Annotated in this window: 18 protein-coding genes and 1 pseudogene; 7 read left to right on the forward strand and 12 right to left on the reverse strand. The window is 60.9% G+C overall.

The features are described from left to right. The 10 genes from trbK-alt to FNJ84_RS20150 form a co-directional block, all read right to left on the reverse strand. Complete coding sequence (gene trbK-alt, locus FNJ84_RS20105) at positions 1-288, reverse strand: putative entry exclusion protein TrbK-alt (protein ID WP_143794968.1); 288 nt, start codon at positions 286-288, stop codon at positions 1-3. 17 nt (positions 289-305) lie between these two features. After that, positions 306-1,088: a P-type conjugative transfer protein TrbJ gene (gene trbJ / locus FNJ84_RS20110; protein WP_143794969.1), complete on the reverse strand. Its 783-nt coding sequence runs from the start codon at positions 1,086-1,088 to the stop codon at positions 306-308. Then, positions 1,085-3,595: a conjugal transfer protein TrbE gene (gene trbE, locus FNJ84_RS20115; protein WP_143794970.1), complete on the reverse strand. Its 2,511-nt coding sequence runs from the start codon at positions 3,593-3,595 to the stop codon at positions 1,085-1,087. The genes trbJ and trbE overlap by 4 nt, the downstream gene beginning before the upstream one ends. Before the next feature lie 10 nt (positions 3,596-3,605). Then, positions 3,606-3,887, reverse strand: a complete 282-nt coding sequence (locus tag FNJ84_RS20120) for a VirB3 family type IV secretion system protein (RefSeq protein ID WP_035746452.1) — start codon at positions 3,885-3,887, stop codon at positions 3,606-3,608. Then, positions 3,887-4,216: a TrbC/VirB2 family protein gene (locus FNJ84_RS20125; protein WP_035746450.1), complete on the reverse strand. Its 330-nt coding sequence runs from the start codon at positions 4,214-4,216 to the stop codon at positions 3,887-3,889. Before FNJ84_RS20125 ends, FNJ84_RS20120 begins: the two co-directional genes overlap by 1 nt. Further along, the gene (gene trbB, locus FNJ84_RS20130; protein WP_035746447.1) at positions 4,213-5,211 is read right to left on the reverse strand and encodes a P-type conjugative transfer ATPase TrbB; all 999 of its coding nucleotides are present in this window, start codon (positions 5,209-5,211) and stop codon (positions 4,213-4,215) included. Before trbB ends, FNJ84_RS20125 begins: the two co-directional genes overlap by 4 nt. Before the next feature lie 404 nt (positions 5,212-5,615). Further along, the gene (locus FNJ84_RS20135; RefSeq protein ID WP_035746445.1) at positions 5,616-7,532 is read right to left on the reverse strand and encodes an ATP-dependent helicase; all 1,917 of its coding nucleotides are present in this window, start codon (positions 7,530-7,532) and stop codon (positions 5,616-5,618) included. Further along, positions 7,529-7,801 (reverse strand): hypothetical protein, encoded by a 273-nt coding sequence (locus tag FNJ84_RS20140; RefSeq protein WP_035746443.1) that lies wholly within the window; start codon positions 7,799-7,801, stop codon positions 7,529-7,531. Before FNJ84_RS20140 ends, FNJ84_RS20135 begins: the two co-directional genes overlap by 4 nt. A 390-nt stretch (positions 7,802-8,191) precedes the next feature. After that, positions 8,192-8,380 (reverse strand): multicopper oxidase domain-containing protein, encoded by a 189-nt coding sequence (locus tag FNJ84_RS20145; protein ID WP_035746442.1) that lies wholly within the window; start codon positions 8,378-8,380, stop codon positions 8,192-8,194. Next, complete coding sequence (locus tag FNJ84_RS20150; protein ID WP_035746440.1) at positions 8,377-8,721, reverse strand: helix-turn-helix transcriptional regulator; 345 nt, start codon at positions 8,719-8,721, stop codon at positions 8,377-8,379. Before FNJ84_RS20150 ends, FNJ84_RS20145 begins: the two co-directional genes overlap by 4 nt. A gap of 56 nt (positions 8,722-8,777) precedes the next feature. Here FNJ84_RS20150 and FNJ84_RS20155 point away from each other — a divergent pair, with 56 nt between their 5' ends. Genes FNJ84_RS20155 through FNJ84_RS22495 form a run of 4 tightly spaced genes read left to right on the forward strand, consistent with a single transcriptional unit; the run spans position 8,778 to position 11,375 of the window. Next, a complete protein-coding gene (locus FNJ84_RS20155; protein ID WP_036708216.1) occupies positions 8,778-9,632 on the forward strand; it encodes a cation transporter in 855 nt (284 codons plus the stop codon). Then, positions 9,629-10,129, forward strand: a complete 501-nt coding sequence (gene lspA, locus FNJ84_RS20160; protein ID WP_009807499.1) for a signal peptidase II — start codon at positions 9,629-9,631, stop codon at positions 10,127-10,129. The genes FNJ84_RS20155 and lspA overlap by 4 nt, the downstream gene beginning before the upstream one ends. A 3-nt stretch (positions 10,130-10,132) precedes the next feature. Further along, the gene (locus tag FNJ84_RS20165; protein WP_255471341.1) at positions 10,133-11,020 is read left to right on the forward strand and encodes a hypothetical protein; all 888 of its coding nucleotides are present in this window, start codon (positions 10,133-10,135) and stop codon (positions 11,018-11,020) included. After that, positions 10,959-11,375 carry a cytochrome P450 gene (locus FNJ84_RS22495; RefSeq protein WP_255471342.1) on the forward strand — a complete coding sequence of 139 codons (417 nt, stop codon included), beginning with the start codon at positions 10,959-10,961 and terminating at the stop codon, positions 11,373-11,375. Before FNJ84_RS20165 ends, FNJ84_RS22495 begins: the two co-directional genes overlap by 62 nt. Here the strand turns inward: FNJ84_RS22495 and FNJ84_RS20170 are convergent. Then, positions 11,359-12,018, reverse strand: coding sequence for a cation diffusion facilitator family transporter (locus FNJ84_RS20170; protein WP_082379096.1), 660 nt, complete (start codon positions 12,016-12,018; stop codon positions 11,359-11,361). The two genes, FNJ84_RS22495 and FNJ84_RS20170, sit on opposite strands and share 17 nt — an antisense overlap. Before the next feature lie 374 nt (positions 12,019-12,392). Next, the gene (locus FNJ84_RS20175; RefSeq protein ID WP_115671934.1) at positions 12,393-13,112 is read right to left on the reverse strand and encodes a putative quinol monooxygenase; all 720 of its coding nucleotides are present in this window, start codon (positions 13,110-13,112) and stop codon (positions 12,393-12,395) included. Positions 13,113-13,268: 156 nt separating this feature from the next. Here FNJ84_RS20175 and FNJ84_RS20180 point away from each other — a divergent pair, with 156 nt between their 5' ends. From FNJ84_RS20180 to FNJ84_RS20190, 3 genes and pseudogenes are all read left to right on the forward strand, one after another. Next, positions 13,269-14,129, forward strand: coding sequence for a LysR family transcriptional regulator (locus FNJ84_RS20180; protein WP_209058170.1), 861 nt, complete (start codon positions 13,269-13,271; stop codon positions 14,127-14,129). Between the two features lie 379 nt (positions 14,130-14,508). Beyond that, a complete protein-coding gene (locus tag FNJ84_RS20185; protein WP_185968617.1) occupies positions 14,509-15,507 on the forward strand; it encodes a DGQHR domain-containing protein in 999 nt (332 codons plus the stop codon). Between the two features lie 154 nt (positions 15,508-15,661). Continuing rightward, positions 15,662-15,877 (forward strand): annotated as a pseudogene (locus FNJ84_RS20190) (transposase); the annotation flags it as partial. Between the last annotated feature and the right edge of the window lie 142 nt (positions 15,878-16,019).

Genomic DNA, 16,019 nt, shown 5'->3' on the forward strand with positions numbered 1-16,019 from the left:
TTATCGCCCCTCATCCGGGCCAGGCGTCGACGGCGCGGGTGTCCGGCCGAGAAACCGGTCGCGGGTCTCGGCCCAGATGCCCAGGCAGGCGGCATCATTGGCTGCCGCCTCTCCCATCTCCTGACAGCGGCGCTGCCCTTCGCGCAGGGGATCGACCTGACGCGAAAGCGCAGGAGCGGAAGGTGCTGGCGCGGGGGCTTCCTCGCGGGTCATCTCGATGATCGCCGCGGTGATCGCGACGGCGACGAACACGATGGCGGCAATCCGGACCAGCACCTTCCCTTCCATGATCTGCCCTCCCCGGCTCAGTTGAACATCTGCGCGTTGCCGGGCTGGTAGCCCGAACCCGGGTTGAGGAACCGCTCGCGCTGGATGCGGCCCTGCTCGGCGGCGGTCGCGCGTTCGGCCTCCGTGAGGGCCTCGGCCCGGCCATTGGCCGAGATGACCGCGATCAGGTCGGAAAGCTGCTGCGACTGGAGGGCGAGAAGCTGGTTGCCGGCCTGAGTGGCCTGAAGCGCGCCGGTCGCGCCCTGGCTTTCGCCGACGAGCGCGGACATCTCAGCCCGGTTAGTGTCGATGTTACCGACGACACCGGCCTGCACCCGCATGGCGTCCTGAAGACCCCCAACGGTATTCTCCCAGCGGGACCGGGCATCGGCGATGAGCTGCTGGTCGGTGGTTGCGAGAGAGAGATTGCCGTAATCCTGCTGGAACATCTGGTCGATGTTCTGCACGTCGAAGGCGATATTCTGGGCCTGTCCGAGAAGCTGCTGGGTGCGCTGGACGTTCTGCTGAAGCGCCTGAAGCGAACTGTAGGGCAGGCTCGCAAGGTTGCGGGCCTGGTTGATCAGCATCTGCGCCTCGTTCTGGAGCGAGGTGATCTGGTTGTTGATCTGCTCCAGCGTGCGGGCGGCGGTCAGCAGGTTCTCGGCATGGTTGGTCGGGTCGTAGACGATCCTGCCGAACCCGCCAAAGAAGGCGTGGGCCGGCGTCGTGAACACCGGGGCCAGCGCCAGCGGTGCGGCAAGCGCCAGGGCAAGCGCCGAAGTGCTGACCATTCGGGTGAACCGGGGAATTGCGCGCGTCATGGTGTAATCTCCTCTTCATCCAGGATGAGTTCGATTTCGCCGACGTCAGCGACTGTCGGCGGCGGGATTTCGTTTTCGGTTACGAGATTGGTGAGGTCAGGGATGAGATCGGCGGCCCATTCGACGCCGCGTGCGTGAAGCCAGGCGGAGAGGAACCCGTCGCGGCCATGTTCGGCAAGGATCTCGTTTATCAGCGTCTGATCGGATTTGGCCGATGCGGCGCAGAGCGCCAATCCGACTTCCGACAAGCCAAGGTCGAACAAGCGGTTGCCGCGCCGCGACTGGCAGTAGTAGTCCCGCTTGGGCGTGGCCCGCGCGAGGATTTCGATCTGCCTGTCGTTGAGGCCGAAGCGGCGATAGATCGCCGTGATCTGCGGCTCGATGGCGCGCTCGTTCGGCAAGAGGAGCCGCGTCGGGCAGCTTTCGATGATCGCCGGCGCGATGGCGGAATTATCAATGTCGGACAGCGACTGCGTGGCGAAGATGACACTGGCGTTCTTCTTGCGCAGGGTCTTGAGCCACTCCCTGAGCTGGTCTGCAAACCCTTCGTCATCGAGCGCCAGCCAGCCCTCGTCGATAATCAGCAGCGTGGGCCGCCCGTCCAACCTGTCACCGATGCGATGGAACAGGTAGGACAGAACCGCCGGCGCTGCGCCGGTGCCGACCAGACCCTCGATCTCGAACGCCTGCACGTCGGCAGAGCCAAGATGCTCGGTCTCGGCATCGAGAAGGCGTCCATAGGGACCACCGACACAATAAGAGCGCAGCGCCTGTTTCAGGTCATTGGATTGCAGCAGCACGGCGAGGCCGGTGATGGTGCGCTCTCCGACCGGAGCGGACGCCAGCGAGGTCAGCGCCGTCCAGAGATGCTCCTTCACCTCGGGCGTGATCTGGATATTCTCGCGCATCAGGATTGCCACGATCCAATCGGCAGCCCAGGCCCGATCGGCAGTCTCGTGGATGCGGGCCAGCGGTTGCAGCGAAACAGACGTTTCGGAAGCGTCGGTCAGTTCGCCGCCGAGATCATGCCAATCACCCTGCATAGCGAGTGCGGAGGCACGGATGGAGCCGCCGAAATCGAAGGCGAAGACCTGTGAGCGCGCGTAGCGGCGGAACTGTAAGGCCATCAGCGCCAGCAGCACCGACTTGCCGGCGCCGGTCGGTCCGACGACGAGTGTATGGCCCACGTCGCCGACATGAAGGGACAGCCGGAACGGGGTCGATCCTTCGGTCCTGCCGTAAAGCAGCGGGGGTGCGCCAAAGTGATCGTCCCGTTCCGGCCCCGCCCACACGGCGGACGAAGGGACCATGTGGGCAAGGTTGAGCGTCGAGACCGGGGGCTGGCGGACATTGGCATAGGCATGTCCAGGCAGGCTGCCGAGCCAGGCGTCGACGGCATTGACCGTCTCGACCATGACGCTGAAATCGCGGGACTGGATGATCTTCTCGACCAGCCGCAGCTTTTCGTCGGCGCGGCGGGCGTCCTCGCCCCAGACGGTGACGGTCGCCGTGACATAGGCCATGCCGGCCATGTCGGCGCCGAGTTCCTGCAACGCCATATCCGCGTCGGCGGCCTTGTTCGCGGCATCGGTGTCCACGAGCGCGGATTGCTCGTTGGTCATCACCTCCTTGATGATCGCCGCGATGCTCTTGCGCTTGGCGAACCATTGCCGGCGGATTTTGGTCAGCAGCCGGGTCGCGTCGGTCTTGTCCATGAGGATGGCGCGGGTGGACCATCGGTAGGGAAAGGCCAGCCGGTTCATCTCGTCGAGGAGGCCGGGGGTGGTCGTGCCGGGAAAGCCGGTGATCGTCAGCACCCGGAGATGCGACAAGCCCAGGCGCGGCTCCAGCCCGCCGGTCAGCGGCTGATCGGCCAGCAGAGCGTCGAGATACATCGGCACTTCCGGCACGCGGACGCGATGCCGATTGGTCGAGATGGTGGAATGGAGGTAGGTCAGCGTGCCGGCGTCATCGAGCCAGCTACATTCCGGCATGAAGCCGTCGAGCAGCGCCAGCACGCGGTCGGTGCGGTCGATGAAGCCGCGCACCAGCTCCCACGGGTTCACGCCCGAGGTCTCGCGGCCCTCGTAAAGCCAGGACTCCGATCGTGCGGCATCTTCGGCGGGCGGGAGCCAGAGGAAGGTCAGGAAGTAACCGGAGACGAAATGGCTGCCCTCTTCCTCGAAATCGGCCTTGCGCTCGGCATCGACCAATGCCGAGGCGGGATCGGGGAAGCGGTCCGCAGGATAGGTTGCGGCCTCCGAACGCTGTGCTTCCACGAAAATGGCCCAGCCAGAGCCGAGACGGCGGAAGGCGTTGTTCAGCCGTCCCGCGACCGCAACCAGTTCGGCCGCGACGGCGGAATCCAGATCGGGGCCACGAAACTTCGCCGTCCGCTGAAACGAGCCATCCTTGTTGAGGACAACTCCCTCCCCGACCAGCGCCACCCAGGGCAGATAATCGGCCAGGCGGGAAGCGGTGCGGCGGTATTCTGCGAGATTCATCATGGATCAAACCTCACACCGAGAGATGGCCGGGGATGCGCAGATGGCGGCGCGCGACCTCGACGAAGAGCGGATCGCGCTTGGCGGCCCAGACGGCGGCGATGTGACCGACCGCCCAGATCAGGATGCCGGCGAGCCAGAGCTGGAGGCCGAGGCCGACTGCCCCGGCCAGCGTGCCGTTCAGGATCGCGACGGATCGCGGCGCCCCACCGAGCAGGATCGGCTCGGTCAGGGCGCGGTGGACCGGGACAGCGAAGCCCGGCACCGCGTCGAGCGCCTCGAAACTCACGGCCATCAGACCAGCGCTCCGCCGCCGAAGCTGAAGAACGAGAGGAAGAAGGAGCTGGCGGCGAAGGCGATGGAGATGCCGAAGACGATCTGGATCAGTCGCCTGAAGCCGCCGCCGGTGTCGCCGAAAGCCAACGTCAGGCCTGTGACGATGATGATAATCACCGCCACGATTTTCGCCACCGGCCCTTCGACGGATTCGAGGATGGATTGCAACGGCGCTTCCCAGGGCATCGAAGAGCCGGAGGCAAAGGCCGGGGATGTCATCAGGCTCACCCAGGCGAAGGCGGCGGCGGTTGCGATATGGTGACGGATGCGGAAGGCGCGACGGATCATGCAGGTTCTCCAGTGTTGCGAGTGGTGCCGGGTTCTGAAAAGGCGGGGAAAATCCGGTAGTCGCCGTCGGGACCGAGACCATCGACGCGGGCGAGTTCGACAAGCCGCCGTGCGGAACCGCGACCGGCAAGGACGGCCACGAGGTCGATGGTTTCGGCGATCATGGCGCGCGGGACGGTGACGACGGCTTCCTGGATCAATTGTTCGAGGCGGCGAAGCGCGCCGATGCCGGAACCGGCATGGATGGTGCCGATCCCTCCGGGGTGCCCGGTGCCCCAGGCTTTGAGGAGATCGAGCGCCTCGGCGCCACGCACCTCACCGATCGGAATACGGTCGGGACGCAGCCGCAGCGAGGAACGGACCAGATCGGACAGAGTGGCAACGCCATCCTTGGTCCGCATGGCGACAAGGTTGGGTGCCGCGCATTGCAGCTCGCGGGTGTCCTCGATGATGACGACGCGATCCTGCGTCTTGGCCACCTCGGCCAGCAGCGCATTGGTCAGCGTGGTCTTGCCGGTGGACGTGCCACCGGCGACGAGGATGTTCGCACGCGACTGGACGGCGGCGCGGAGCGTTTCCGCTTGACCGGCGGACATGATGCCGGCCGCCACGTAGTCGTCGAGTGTGAAGACCGTGACGGCGGGCTTGCGGATGGCGAAGGCGGGTGCGGCGACGACCGGCGGCAGCAGGCCCTCGAAGCGCTCGCCGGTCTCCGGCAGTTCGGCCGAGACGCGGGGGCTGCGGGCATGCACTTCCACACCGACATGGTGGGCGACCAGCCGCACGATGCGCTCACCATCGGCAGCCGACAGTATCTCGCCCGTATCGGCCAGTCCCTCGGACAGCCGGTCCACCCAGATCCGGCCATCGGGGTTCAGCATGACCTCGACGACCGACGGGTCTTGCAGCAGGGCTGAGATGGCAGGCCCGAGCGCCGTTCGGAGCATGCGCGCGCCGCGGTCCACCGTTGCCTGATTGTGGTTGATGCCTGCCATCTCGTCCCCGTTCCACCGGGGAGGCGAGAGTTCCCCGGATGGGGATGACTAAAAGAGACCCCAAAGCGGCCGTTTCAACAAGTTTCGACCGTCGTAGTAGTGTGGCGTGCAAATACAGGAGAATGGCGGTGATGCTACTCAGGGCCAAGGCGGCGCGGCGCGGGGGAGTCGCTCAACACAAGCCGGCTGATTCGATGAACATTGCGACCTTGCGGACCAAGTTGCCGTTCGCTGCTGAGGCGCGGTAATCGGCTGCACTGCAGCAAGCTCGACCAGCAGGGGCGAAAAGGCGGGCTTTCGCTGCTTCTGCGCCGGAGGCGTGGTGCAATGACGGGGGCGGACATTCGTGGGTTCGTCATCAGTGTCCAGCAGGCCAACCACTTGGTGCTGGACTGATCAGAGCTTCATTGCGCTGGTTGATCGGGCAACACGAAACCCATCTCGCGTAGAAAACGTGACGGTTGCTTGTTCCATCCCCGATAGTTGTCTGCATAGGAGAGGCAGAGCCACTCTCGCGCACGCGTGATAGCCACGAAGCAGTTGCGCCGCTCCTCTTCCATTTCAGCGCTGTTCTCGCCCGCCTTCAGGCTTTGAAAGCTCGGCAAGATGTCCTCCGCCAGTCCGACCACATAAACATGATCGAACTCCTTCCCCTTGGCGCCGTGGATCGTCATAAGGGTCACGGTATTGCTGCCGACTGGGGCTTCCTTTGAGCGGATGGCCAGTTCCTGGAGAAACTGTTCAAGTGGCGCATCGCGGCCGATGGTTTTGCCGATACTTCTCACAAGATCGGACCAAGCCGCCCGGTCTTCTGCAATGTCACTGGCTTCATCGTCCTGCGCCGGGATCATGGCGAGGACTGCGTCAACAAACTGCCTGAACCGCGCGGGCTCCTTTGCGAAGGTTGCAGCTACATCGACGAGAGCGTTGCCATTGACATCATCACCCAGTCCGGCTTTGACCGCTACCGCCCATTCATCGAGCAGGGAGCGTTCCGTCAATTCGGTGGCGGTGATGATGAGATCGACACGGGCGTCAGTGCCAAACCAACGATTGAAAGCGCCGGTCAGGGTTTCCAGCGCACGCCGATCAAGCGGGCGCAGCGCTTGGCGAAGTACGGCAGTGAGCCACAGGAACTGAGGTGATCGGAAATCATCGCGGCGCTGAGAAATGACCGCACTGACCTGCTTCTGCGTCAGCGCGGATTGAAGCTTTTCTAGCATGTAGCGCGTACGGGCCAGTACCGCGACTTCACCCCATCGAGCGCGGTCGATTTTGGCGATGCCTTCCGCAATCGACGCGGCTTCCACCTCGTCGGTGGAATAGCGTAGGACGCGGATGTGCTGTTCATCGCGATATTTCAGCGAGGTCTTGCCCGCCTCCAGCGGCTGCTTGGCGGCCGTGCGTTGCAGATTATGGACCACAAGATGGTTCGCGGCGGCAACAATTGCGGGCGGACAACGGTAGTTTGTGGGAAGCTGCAGTTCCTGCGGGGAAAAGTCGGCTCGGAACCGCTGGATCTGTTGGTAGCTCGCGCCGTTCCACTGGTAGATGATCTGGTCATCGTCGGCGACGGCGAAGACATTCCTGAAATCCTTGCCGGCGAGCGCGCGGATTAGTCGGTACTGCCCATCGGTAGTGTCCTGAAACTCGTCGAACATCCAGTAGGCATAGGTCTTGCGATAGCGTCCGGCGATGCCGGGGAAGTCTGTGACAAGGCGATAGGCCTGGGCGATGAGCGAACCAAAATCTAGGGCATTGGCTTGGGTGAGCGCCGCCTCGTATGCGGTGTATACCTGCTCCACCCGTGCGCCATCGGACGGATCACGAAAGTATCGGGCCGAGCCTGTCGGTTGGATAAGCTGCGACTTAAGCTTGTCAATGGTAGACAGAAGCCGAACGTCGTTTTGGCTCAGGCCCGCCTGTTTGATCGCGTCGCGCAAAATTTCCTGGCGATCGACGTCGAGCGAGTAGATTGCAAAATCAGGGTTGATGCCAATGTGGGAGCCGTGCTGCTGCAGCATCTGCATGCAGAAGGAGTGAAAGGTCCCGATCAGAGCGCGCCGTTCCTGTTCAGGTACCAATGCAGTGACGCGCGCGGACATTTCGTCAGCCGCCTTGTTGGTGAAGGTCAGAGCCAGCACGCGGAACGAACGATCGGGCGTATCGGCAAGCAGCTTGGCCACCCGCGTCGTCAGGACGCGGGTCTTGCCGGAGCCGGGGCCGGCGAGAACGAACATCGGGCCATCGCGCCAAGCGACAGCGATACTTTGTGCTTCGGTCAGTTCTGACAATGCCACGTTGAGGGCGGTATCGGTCATGTTAGGCCTCTCAATGCCAAGATTGCATTGCGGAATGATGCAGGCATGCGCTGCGCCAGCGCCGGGTTCTCGGCGCACTGTTTTGCGAGGACGGCTGCGTAGCCGCTCTTGTCGTTCTCGAGTGCCGCAATCAATGTCGCATCGTCAAAATCCGCTGCTCCTACGTTTCCAAAAGAGACAAGAATTGCTTTCAGTTCGTTTTGCAGTCCATCTGCTATGAGCTGCTGTTCGAGATAACCGGCCGGCAACGAGAAGGTGCGGCGAGCCATTTCCTCGGCGGAAAACTTTCGTGCGGTGATCCTGGCGATGTAGCCGAGCCCGGCGGCATCTCCATCGACGACGGCAAGCCAAGGATAACCGAGCGCTCTTGCAAGTACCGCAAATATCTACCGTGTGCCTTCGGTCAACAACCTTGCGGATTATACCGAGCTGCCGTTCATGCTTGGCGCGGCGAAGGTCGGTAGCGAGCCCTTTTTGACGAATGCTGCCGAGCGACTGGACGGCCGCTTCGGCGGACCCGCAGCTTAGCGAGGTGTTCTCCGTTCGGGTCTAGACATACTCCGTAATGCGTTTCAACAAGGCGACACCGGCACCTGATAGAACGCCGCAAGAAGACGTAAGCTCTTGACGACGCCCGGTGTCGAGCGGGTGGGGTCCTGTTATGTGACCGTAAACTGCCCCATCATGCCCGCATCCTCGTGTTCGAGGATGTGGCAGTGATACATGAATGGTGTCTCTTCCGAAGCCAGCTTGTCGAACCTCAGCAGGATTCCGGTCGGACCCTGCACACGGACAACATCTTTCCAACCGATCTGCGCCGAGTCGACCGGCCGTCCGTTCTGACTCACGCCTCACGATAATTGTCACACGCCTCAACACCCTTTGCGACCACGTCGAGAAGTGCGTCCACATCGTTCAGAAGGACCGTGATGCGCGGGTTGCTGATACGGTAACGGATGAAGCGCCCTTCGCGGTCGCTGGCGACAAGCCCGCAGTCCAGCAGGCACCTCAGATGGTTGGAGACGTTGGGTTGCGATAGTTCGGTCCGCTCGACGATCTCGTGAACGGCCAATGGCTCGTTGCAAAGTGCACCGAGGATGGCCAGGCGGCTCGGGTCCGCGAAGCCGCGGAACAGCTTCGCCCGTCGCTCGATGGTTGCGCTCTTGCGGTCATCGACCAATTGCGCCATATCACTCCTCGCTGATATGTTGTTCTTCGATTCATCCTAGCAGGAATAGCGCGACCATGGCCAACACCGAAAATGCCGGATCGACGGCAGATGTCCCGCCCGTCCGTTACCGGGTTTCCGGTATGGATTGCGCCAAGGATGCCGCGCAGATCGAGCGGGCGGCACAGGCAGCCGGGGTCGCGCCCGGCGATGTGAAAGTGTCGGCCGCGACGCACATCATGACACTGACTGCACCCGAAGTGCGCCTGCCGGACATCGAAAAGGCAGTCGCGGTGACAGGCTATGGCTTCGACCGGATCGAGGGCGATGAAGACATTCCGCCGAATCCCGCCCATCAGGACCCGGCCTACCGCCGTGCCCTCTGGATCGTCGTGATCCTGAACGTGGGATACGGGGTCCTCGAAATGATCGGCGGTTTCATTTCCGGATCGCAGGCCGTGAAGGCCGATGCGCTCGATTTCATCGGCGACGGCGCGATCACCTTCCTTGGCCTGCTGGCCATCGGCTGGAGCCTCGCCTGGCGGGCACGGTCGGCCTTGATCCAAGGCATCTTCCTCGGCCTGCTCGGCCTTGGCGTCCTCGGCACGACCATCGTGCGAGTCTTCGAACGGACGACGCCGGATGCAGGTCTAATGGGCCTGCTTGGCATGATCGCCCTTGTCGTCAACGTCATCTCCGTTCTGCCGCTGCTGCGGTTCCGCAAGGGCGACGCGAACATGCGGGCCGTCTGGCTATTCTCGCGCAACGACGCCATCGGCAATGCGGCGGTTGTCGTTGCCGCCGGTCTCGTGGCGTGGCTGGGCAGCGCCTGGCCGGACCTCATCGTCGCCTTCGGCATCGCCGGACTGTTCCTGCACTCGTCTTGGGCAATCATCCGCGATGCGCGGGCCGATCTGAAGGCAGCGGCATGAACAGCCGCGTTCTGGGCGGGCTCTGCGCGATCGCGGCGTTCGGCCTCGATCAGGGTACCAAGGCGCTTGCGCTGAACACACCGGCGCTTGAGCGCGGCGTCGAGGTTCTACCCTTTCTCAATCTCGTGCGGGTTCTGAACGATGGAGTCAGCTTCGGTATGCTGGGCGGGATCGTGCCTTGGTGGGGTCTCATCGCGCTTGCTGGCGTGATCGTGGCATGGCTGCTGATCTGGTTGTGGCGCGCGCCGGACAGGCTGACGGCTGCCGCTCTCGGTCTGATCATCGGCGGCGCGCTCGGCAATGTCCTCGACCGGCTGCGTTATCAGGCCGTCCCGGATTTTCTGGATTTCCATTACGGAACATACCACTGGCCGTCCTTCAATCTTGCGGATGTGGCGATTTTCTGCGGTGCGGCCCTGCTGTTCTGGGACAGCTTCCGCTCGGCGCAGAACAAGCCCGAACGTAACCACCGAGAAGAAAACGTTACGGGGAAATAATCGATGTCCAGCATTCCATCCGCAAAGGGCATCGACAGCACGCTTGCCCTGCTGCGCAACCCATATGAGTTCATTCCGGACACATGCCGCGATCTTGAGGGCGACCTGTTCGAGACCCGCATCCTCTTTCAAAAGACGATCTGCATGACTGGTGCCGCAGCTGCGGAGGTCTTCTATTCCGAGGATGGGCTCGTGCGCGCAGGCTCGATGCCGAAGCGTATCCAGAGAACCCTGCTCGGCGAAAAGGGCATCCAGGGGCTCGATGGCGAGGCCCACCGTCATCGGAAGCGGATGTTTATGTCACTCATGGCGTCGGAGCGGATCGAAGCTCTCGAAAACACGACGCGGGACCTGTTGGACCGCTACGCACGGGACTGGCAAGCGGCGGAGAAGGTCGTTCTCTACGACGAAGTGCGCGAAATCCTCACCAGAGCTGCCTGCGCCTGGTCGGGCGTGCCGCTTCCCGAAGCGGAGGTCGAGACGCGGACGGCGCAGATGACGGCGCTCTTCCAAGACGCCGGGGCGGTCGGCTGGAAGCACTGGGGTGCGCGTCTGGCGCGGCATCGCGCAGAGCGTTGGACAGCCGGGATTATTGAACGGCTGCGCGACGGAAGCCTTCAGACAGGACAGGAAAGCGCCGCCCATGTCGTCGCGACGTGGCGCGATCTGAATGGGGAGCTGCTCCAAGGTTGCCGCCGTGGAGCTTCTGAACGTAGTACGCCCGATCGTCGCCGTCTCTGCGTTCATCGCCCAGGCGGCGCATGCCCTGCATCGGCATCCCGAGTGGCGGCAAAAGCTGAAGGACGACGAGGGACAGCTCGAACCTTTCGTGCAAGAGGTCCGCCGTCTGTATCCGTTCTTTCCCGCGGTCGCGGCACGGGTGAAGAGTGATTTCGAGTGGCGCGGATATCGCTTTTCCAAAGGGTACAGGGTTCTGCTCGACCTCTACGGCACAAATACCGACGCTCGCTCGTGGGACGCGCCGCAAGAGTTCCGGCCCGAGCGGTTTCACGATCGGGAGGTCACCCCCTACGACTTCATTCCGCAGGGCGGTGGTGATCACCACAGGAACCACCGTTGTCCGGGCGAGTGGATCGCGATCAGCCAGATGAAGGCGTTTTGCAGTTTCTTCGTGAACGCCATCGACTACGAAGTGCCAGATCAGGATCTGGATCTGGAAACCGAAGAACTGCCGCCCATGCCTAAATCCCGGTTCATCATGCGCAACGTCAGGCGTCGGCAGTAGCGTCGGCCTCCTCCGGCTCGACCGACCGCGCATCCTTGGTGGCCTCAAACGCTTCCCACGCAACGTAGGGCACGATCAGAAGCGCCGCGACCGGGTCGGCCCACCACCAGCCCATCCATTGCGTCAGACCGATCCCGGCCAACACCACGATTGTCTGATACTGGCAGATCATGGTGTCCTTGGCATCGTACTTCAGGGCGGGCGCATCGAGCCGTTTGCCATAGCGATACTTGCCCCAGGCGAGGAACGGGTTGACCACGAGCGAAGCACCCAGAATCGCGATACCCCACCAGTTGAAGCCCGGCGCCTTCTGCGAAATGAAGGCGGAGACCGCCTCGTAGAGGATCGCCGCGACGACGATCCAGAAGGCACAGGCAACCACGTAGAGCGCGACCTTCTTGCGGTGCAGGACCGTGCGCTTGCCGGCACCGTCCTTCTCCCCCTTCAAGCGCCAGATCAGCGTCGCGGCTGAGGTGGCTTCGACCGTGCTGTCGAGACCCCAGCTTACCAGTGCCGCGCTGCCGGTCAGAAGTCCCACGGTGACGGATACGACGACCTCGATGATGTTGTAGACGAGGCTGGCGATCTCGACGCGGATGCCGCGCGTCAGATTGGCCTGCCGGTTATCTTTCTGACTACTCATAAGGGGTCGTTTGCGGGAGAGTGTGGAATCCTACGCTAAGCTGACTGCGGCCGTTCGCGCGGGGTGCGGCGAATGACCGGTTTGAGCCCAATTGACCGCGTTGATGTCGGGTGAGTTCGCCGTTTCAGCATGTGCTTGCCCGTCGCGATCGGCCCAAAGCGGACCTTCATCCCGACGCCGAGCGCCGCGTTGCAGCTTCTCCAGACCGGCCATTCGCTGCGGGTGCTCGATTTCTTTAGTGTCTGAGGTCAGCAATGCGAACAAAGCGCTAATTCGCTGCAGTTACTCGAACGACCGCTTCACGGTGATCTAAATTCGTTCGGCAAAGCGCCTGATGCGTTGCACCAGGCGCCTCTTGTTCCTGTCACATCGCGTTACTTGATGGCGAGGATGTCGAAGTTGTGGACGTTAGCGACCACACCGTCGTCCCACCCGCCAGCGACCAACTCCGCTGCCCGTTCGTTCAGCAGCCCGGCGACTTGACCGGCAAAGTGTGCTTCACGGCCAGCATTGTTTGTGAAGATGTCGAAGATTGCGAAGGATGTTTCGTCAATCTGCAGCGCCGCCCAGAACAATGTGCCGGGTTCGGTTTCTTCGACGATGGGACCAGCTGCGGTCAGCAAGGCTGCCAATTCCGGCCCTTTGCCGGGTGCTGCTTCGAGCGTGATGTACGTGGCTGTCGTGGCCGAGTAGAGATCAACCGGTTCCCTCATCGACAAGACATCGGAATTGTTGATGTTCGCGACAACACCATCGTCCCAGCCTCCGGCGACCAGCGCGTCGGCATTTTGGTTCAAAGCCGCGGCCACGGCGCCGGAGAAATGCGCATTGCGCGCTTCTTCATCCACGAAGATATCAAAGATCGCGAGCGTATCTTCGGCTTGCAAGGCAAACCAAAGCACGGTGCCTGGTTCGGTGTCCGCGACAATCGGGGCGGCTCCGGCCAGAAATTCGGCGAATGCTTCGGTCTGGCCTTCAGCAGCGGGCATGGCGATGTAGCTGGCAGTGTGATTTTCCATTGGGGTTTCCTGTGCGGCTGCAGATGTCGTGATCAAGGCCAAAGCGGCGAGTGTCTTGAGAATTTGGGCTTTCATGGTCGCCTCCTGATTGAGAGGTTGTTGTGTCTGGTTTCGATGCACCCTTTTCCCATGCCGAATGCCTCAGGCACCAATCCCGAACTTCTATTCTTTGATAGACATGTGCTATGGTGAACCTCATGGCGGAAAGTGACGGAGACTGTGGCAGTGGAGATGAACCAGATCAGGTATTTTTTGGCTGTCTGCCAGCATCGCAACTTCACCCATGCCGCTAGCGCCTCAAATGTTTCCCAACCGTCCCTGACGACCGCGATCAAGAAGCTTGAACACGAGCTCGGGGGTGATCTGTTTGTCAGGGACCGCGCGGGATGCAGGTTGACGGCACTTGGAAAACTCATGCAGCCAAGGCTACAGAAAGCGCATGACGAAACGCAGGCAGCTAAGGCAGAAGCCGTCCGCCACACGCGACTAGCGCGGGTTCCTATTTCTGTCGGTGTTGGCGAAACGATTGGTCACAACCGGATTTCAGCCGCCGTGGAACGCTTCCGTACACGATTGCCGCAAGCCGAAATAGAGTTGATCGTGGCGTCTGCCTCCAAGCTTCTGGCCGGATTGCGAGAGGGTGAATTTGACGTCGTTGTCACAGCGACGACGGTCAGTGAAGACCTCTATCGAATAGACCAGCTCTATGACGAGTCCTACAAGGTTGTGGTGTCCAAGTCGCACCCGTTGTCTGAACGAGACGCTATTTCTCTTTCGACACTCGCTGAAACTGACATGCTCGATCGACCCAATTGCGAAATGCGGGATGCGTTGCATGGGGCATGTGCAGACCAAGGTCACGAACTCTACGCGGCCTATCGGTCAAATCGCGTGGATTGGTTAGTCGAACTCGCGCGGCAGGGATTAGGCGCGGTGATTTTGCCAACCACGGCAATTCCAGCAGACAGCGGCCTCGTTTCGATACCCATCGACGGCCTTGAAATTTCGCGAACTGTTTCTGCTCTTCGTTATCGGCACCAAACGACGAGGCCAGAGACAAATGATCTGATCCGTGAGATTGCGCGTGTGTAGGCGTAGTATCATTGATGGCCGACATTCGCGCATAGTGCAGTAACTGGTACTTTGGGCTCGATGCGGTCATGCGGCGGTGCGGCAGGCCGTGTGACCATCCTGGCAGAGCGACATGGCACGCCCGGCCCATAGCGGTCAGTCAGCACCGGTCTGGCGCCGCCTTGCAGCATCCCCGGACCGGACGTTCGTACTTGCCGCGGCGCGAGAGGCCAAGCAGTGTCTGCTGTGCGGGACAAAGCAGGCCCTCGCAGACCTTGAAGAAGTTGGGCGCGGACGCAACGCTGCAAAGATTTCGCAAACGTAGTGACTTGAAGGTTTGATAAAACAGTGTCCTGTCATGTAGATCCGAGCAGATGGAAGCATGTTTGGAGCAAGAAGCATGAGCGACGCCACGCCAGAGCGACCTAACGAAGCAACAGATCGTTACTCATATACAGCGGTTCTGATCACTCAAGGCCGACATAAGTTTTACAGCTTGGCCATGCCGTCAGACGTTCTGGCCCAGCATTCATTTGTTGTGACACGTCAAGAGGACCGCGTTGCCGGCTTCCAAAGATATCTGGATCCAAAACGTGCAGCTGAAATTGCGGCATACATAGACTCCGGTTTAGGAACAATTCCTACGGCGATAATTCTCTCGGCGCAGGAAGACTGCCGCCTCGAATACAACGGCAAGAATAGAACTGTTTCCTTCGAGAAGGTAGGCAACGCTTTCTTAATTATAGATGGTCAGCATCGTGTCTACGGCTTCCACCTTGCAGAGTCGAGTTTAAGGGTTCCTGTAATTATCTATAATGGCCTCGACACAAGCGAAGAAGCTCAACTTTTTATCGATGTCAATACAAAGCAAAAGCCCGTTCCGTCAGAACTGCTTCTAGATATCAAAAAGCTTGCCAAAACACAAGGCGCTTCCGAAAAGGTTGTCGGTTATATATTTGATCTTTTCGATAGCGAACCCGGAAGCGCGCTTCTGGGCAAGATGTCTGCGTTCGAAAAGGCTAATGACAAGATATCACGCGTTACGTTCAACGCCGCATTGAAAACAATTGCACCATTCATCGCGGAAGCATCTGCGGAAAAAATATACTCCGAGCTTAATTCATACTATGCTGGAGCTATCAGCGCTTTCTTAAAGCTCGATAACGATATTAACATCTGCCATCCTATGACTTTTCGTGCGGTAACATCTACTTTCCCAGAGGTCAGAGAGAAGACATCTTACACTTCAGGTGGCGACCTTTCTTCCAGATCTTACTCAAAATATTTTCAATCCATCTTGGCAGGAAAGAAGCTCACCCCTCTCAAGTCTAGGCAGAAATCATCTACTCCCATACAGAATCTACTCAAAGAAGCGATGAAGCCAAAGAGCTTGATGTAATGGGTCCTGAGACCATTCTCTCTACCAGCCATTCACCAGCTCTTTGTCGCGTGGGCTCCCCCGCTGCAAATGGCTTGCATATTTGGCTAGCTAGGTACTGTTGACAAAAGGGATTCTCATGGCGCGTTGATCGTGATTCAAGTTGGTATCTGCGATGGAGACCAGCTTGGCACGGGACTTGATGTCGGACGAGGAATGGGCCTTCCATGAGCCCTTCATCCGGGCCGTACGCGCCCCCAATGGACGCAAGCCCGTGAACCACCGCCTTGTCCTGGATGGCATTTTCTGGATAGCCCGCACCGGATCACCGTGGCGGGACCTGCCCGAGGAGTTCGGCAAATGGTTCTCCGTCTATCGGCGTTGTTGCAGAACGGCAGTGTCCCGGGTGGTGGTGTAGGAGGCCGCGCGCGGAGCCTTCGGCGTAGCGCAGCGCGCGGCCGCGGGTGACGCTGGCGGCTATCGCCGATCTTCGGAGAAGGTTTGGGTTGCGAGACCTGAAACCGACAACGGAG

Source organism: Paracoccus sp. M683, from assembly GCF_007096355.1.
Taxonomy (GTDB): Bacteria; Pseudomonadota; Alphaproteobacteria; order Rhodobacterales; family Rhodobacteraceae; genus Paracoccus.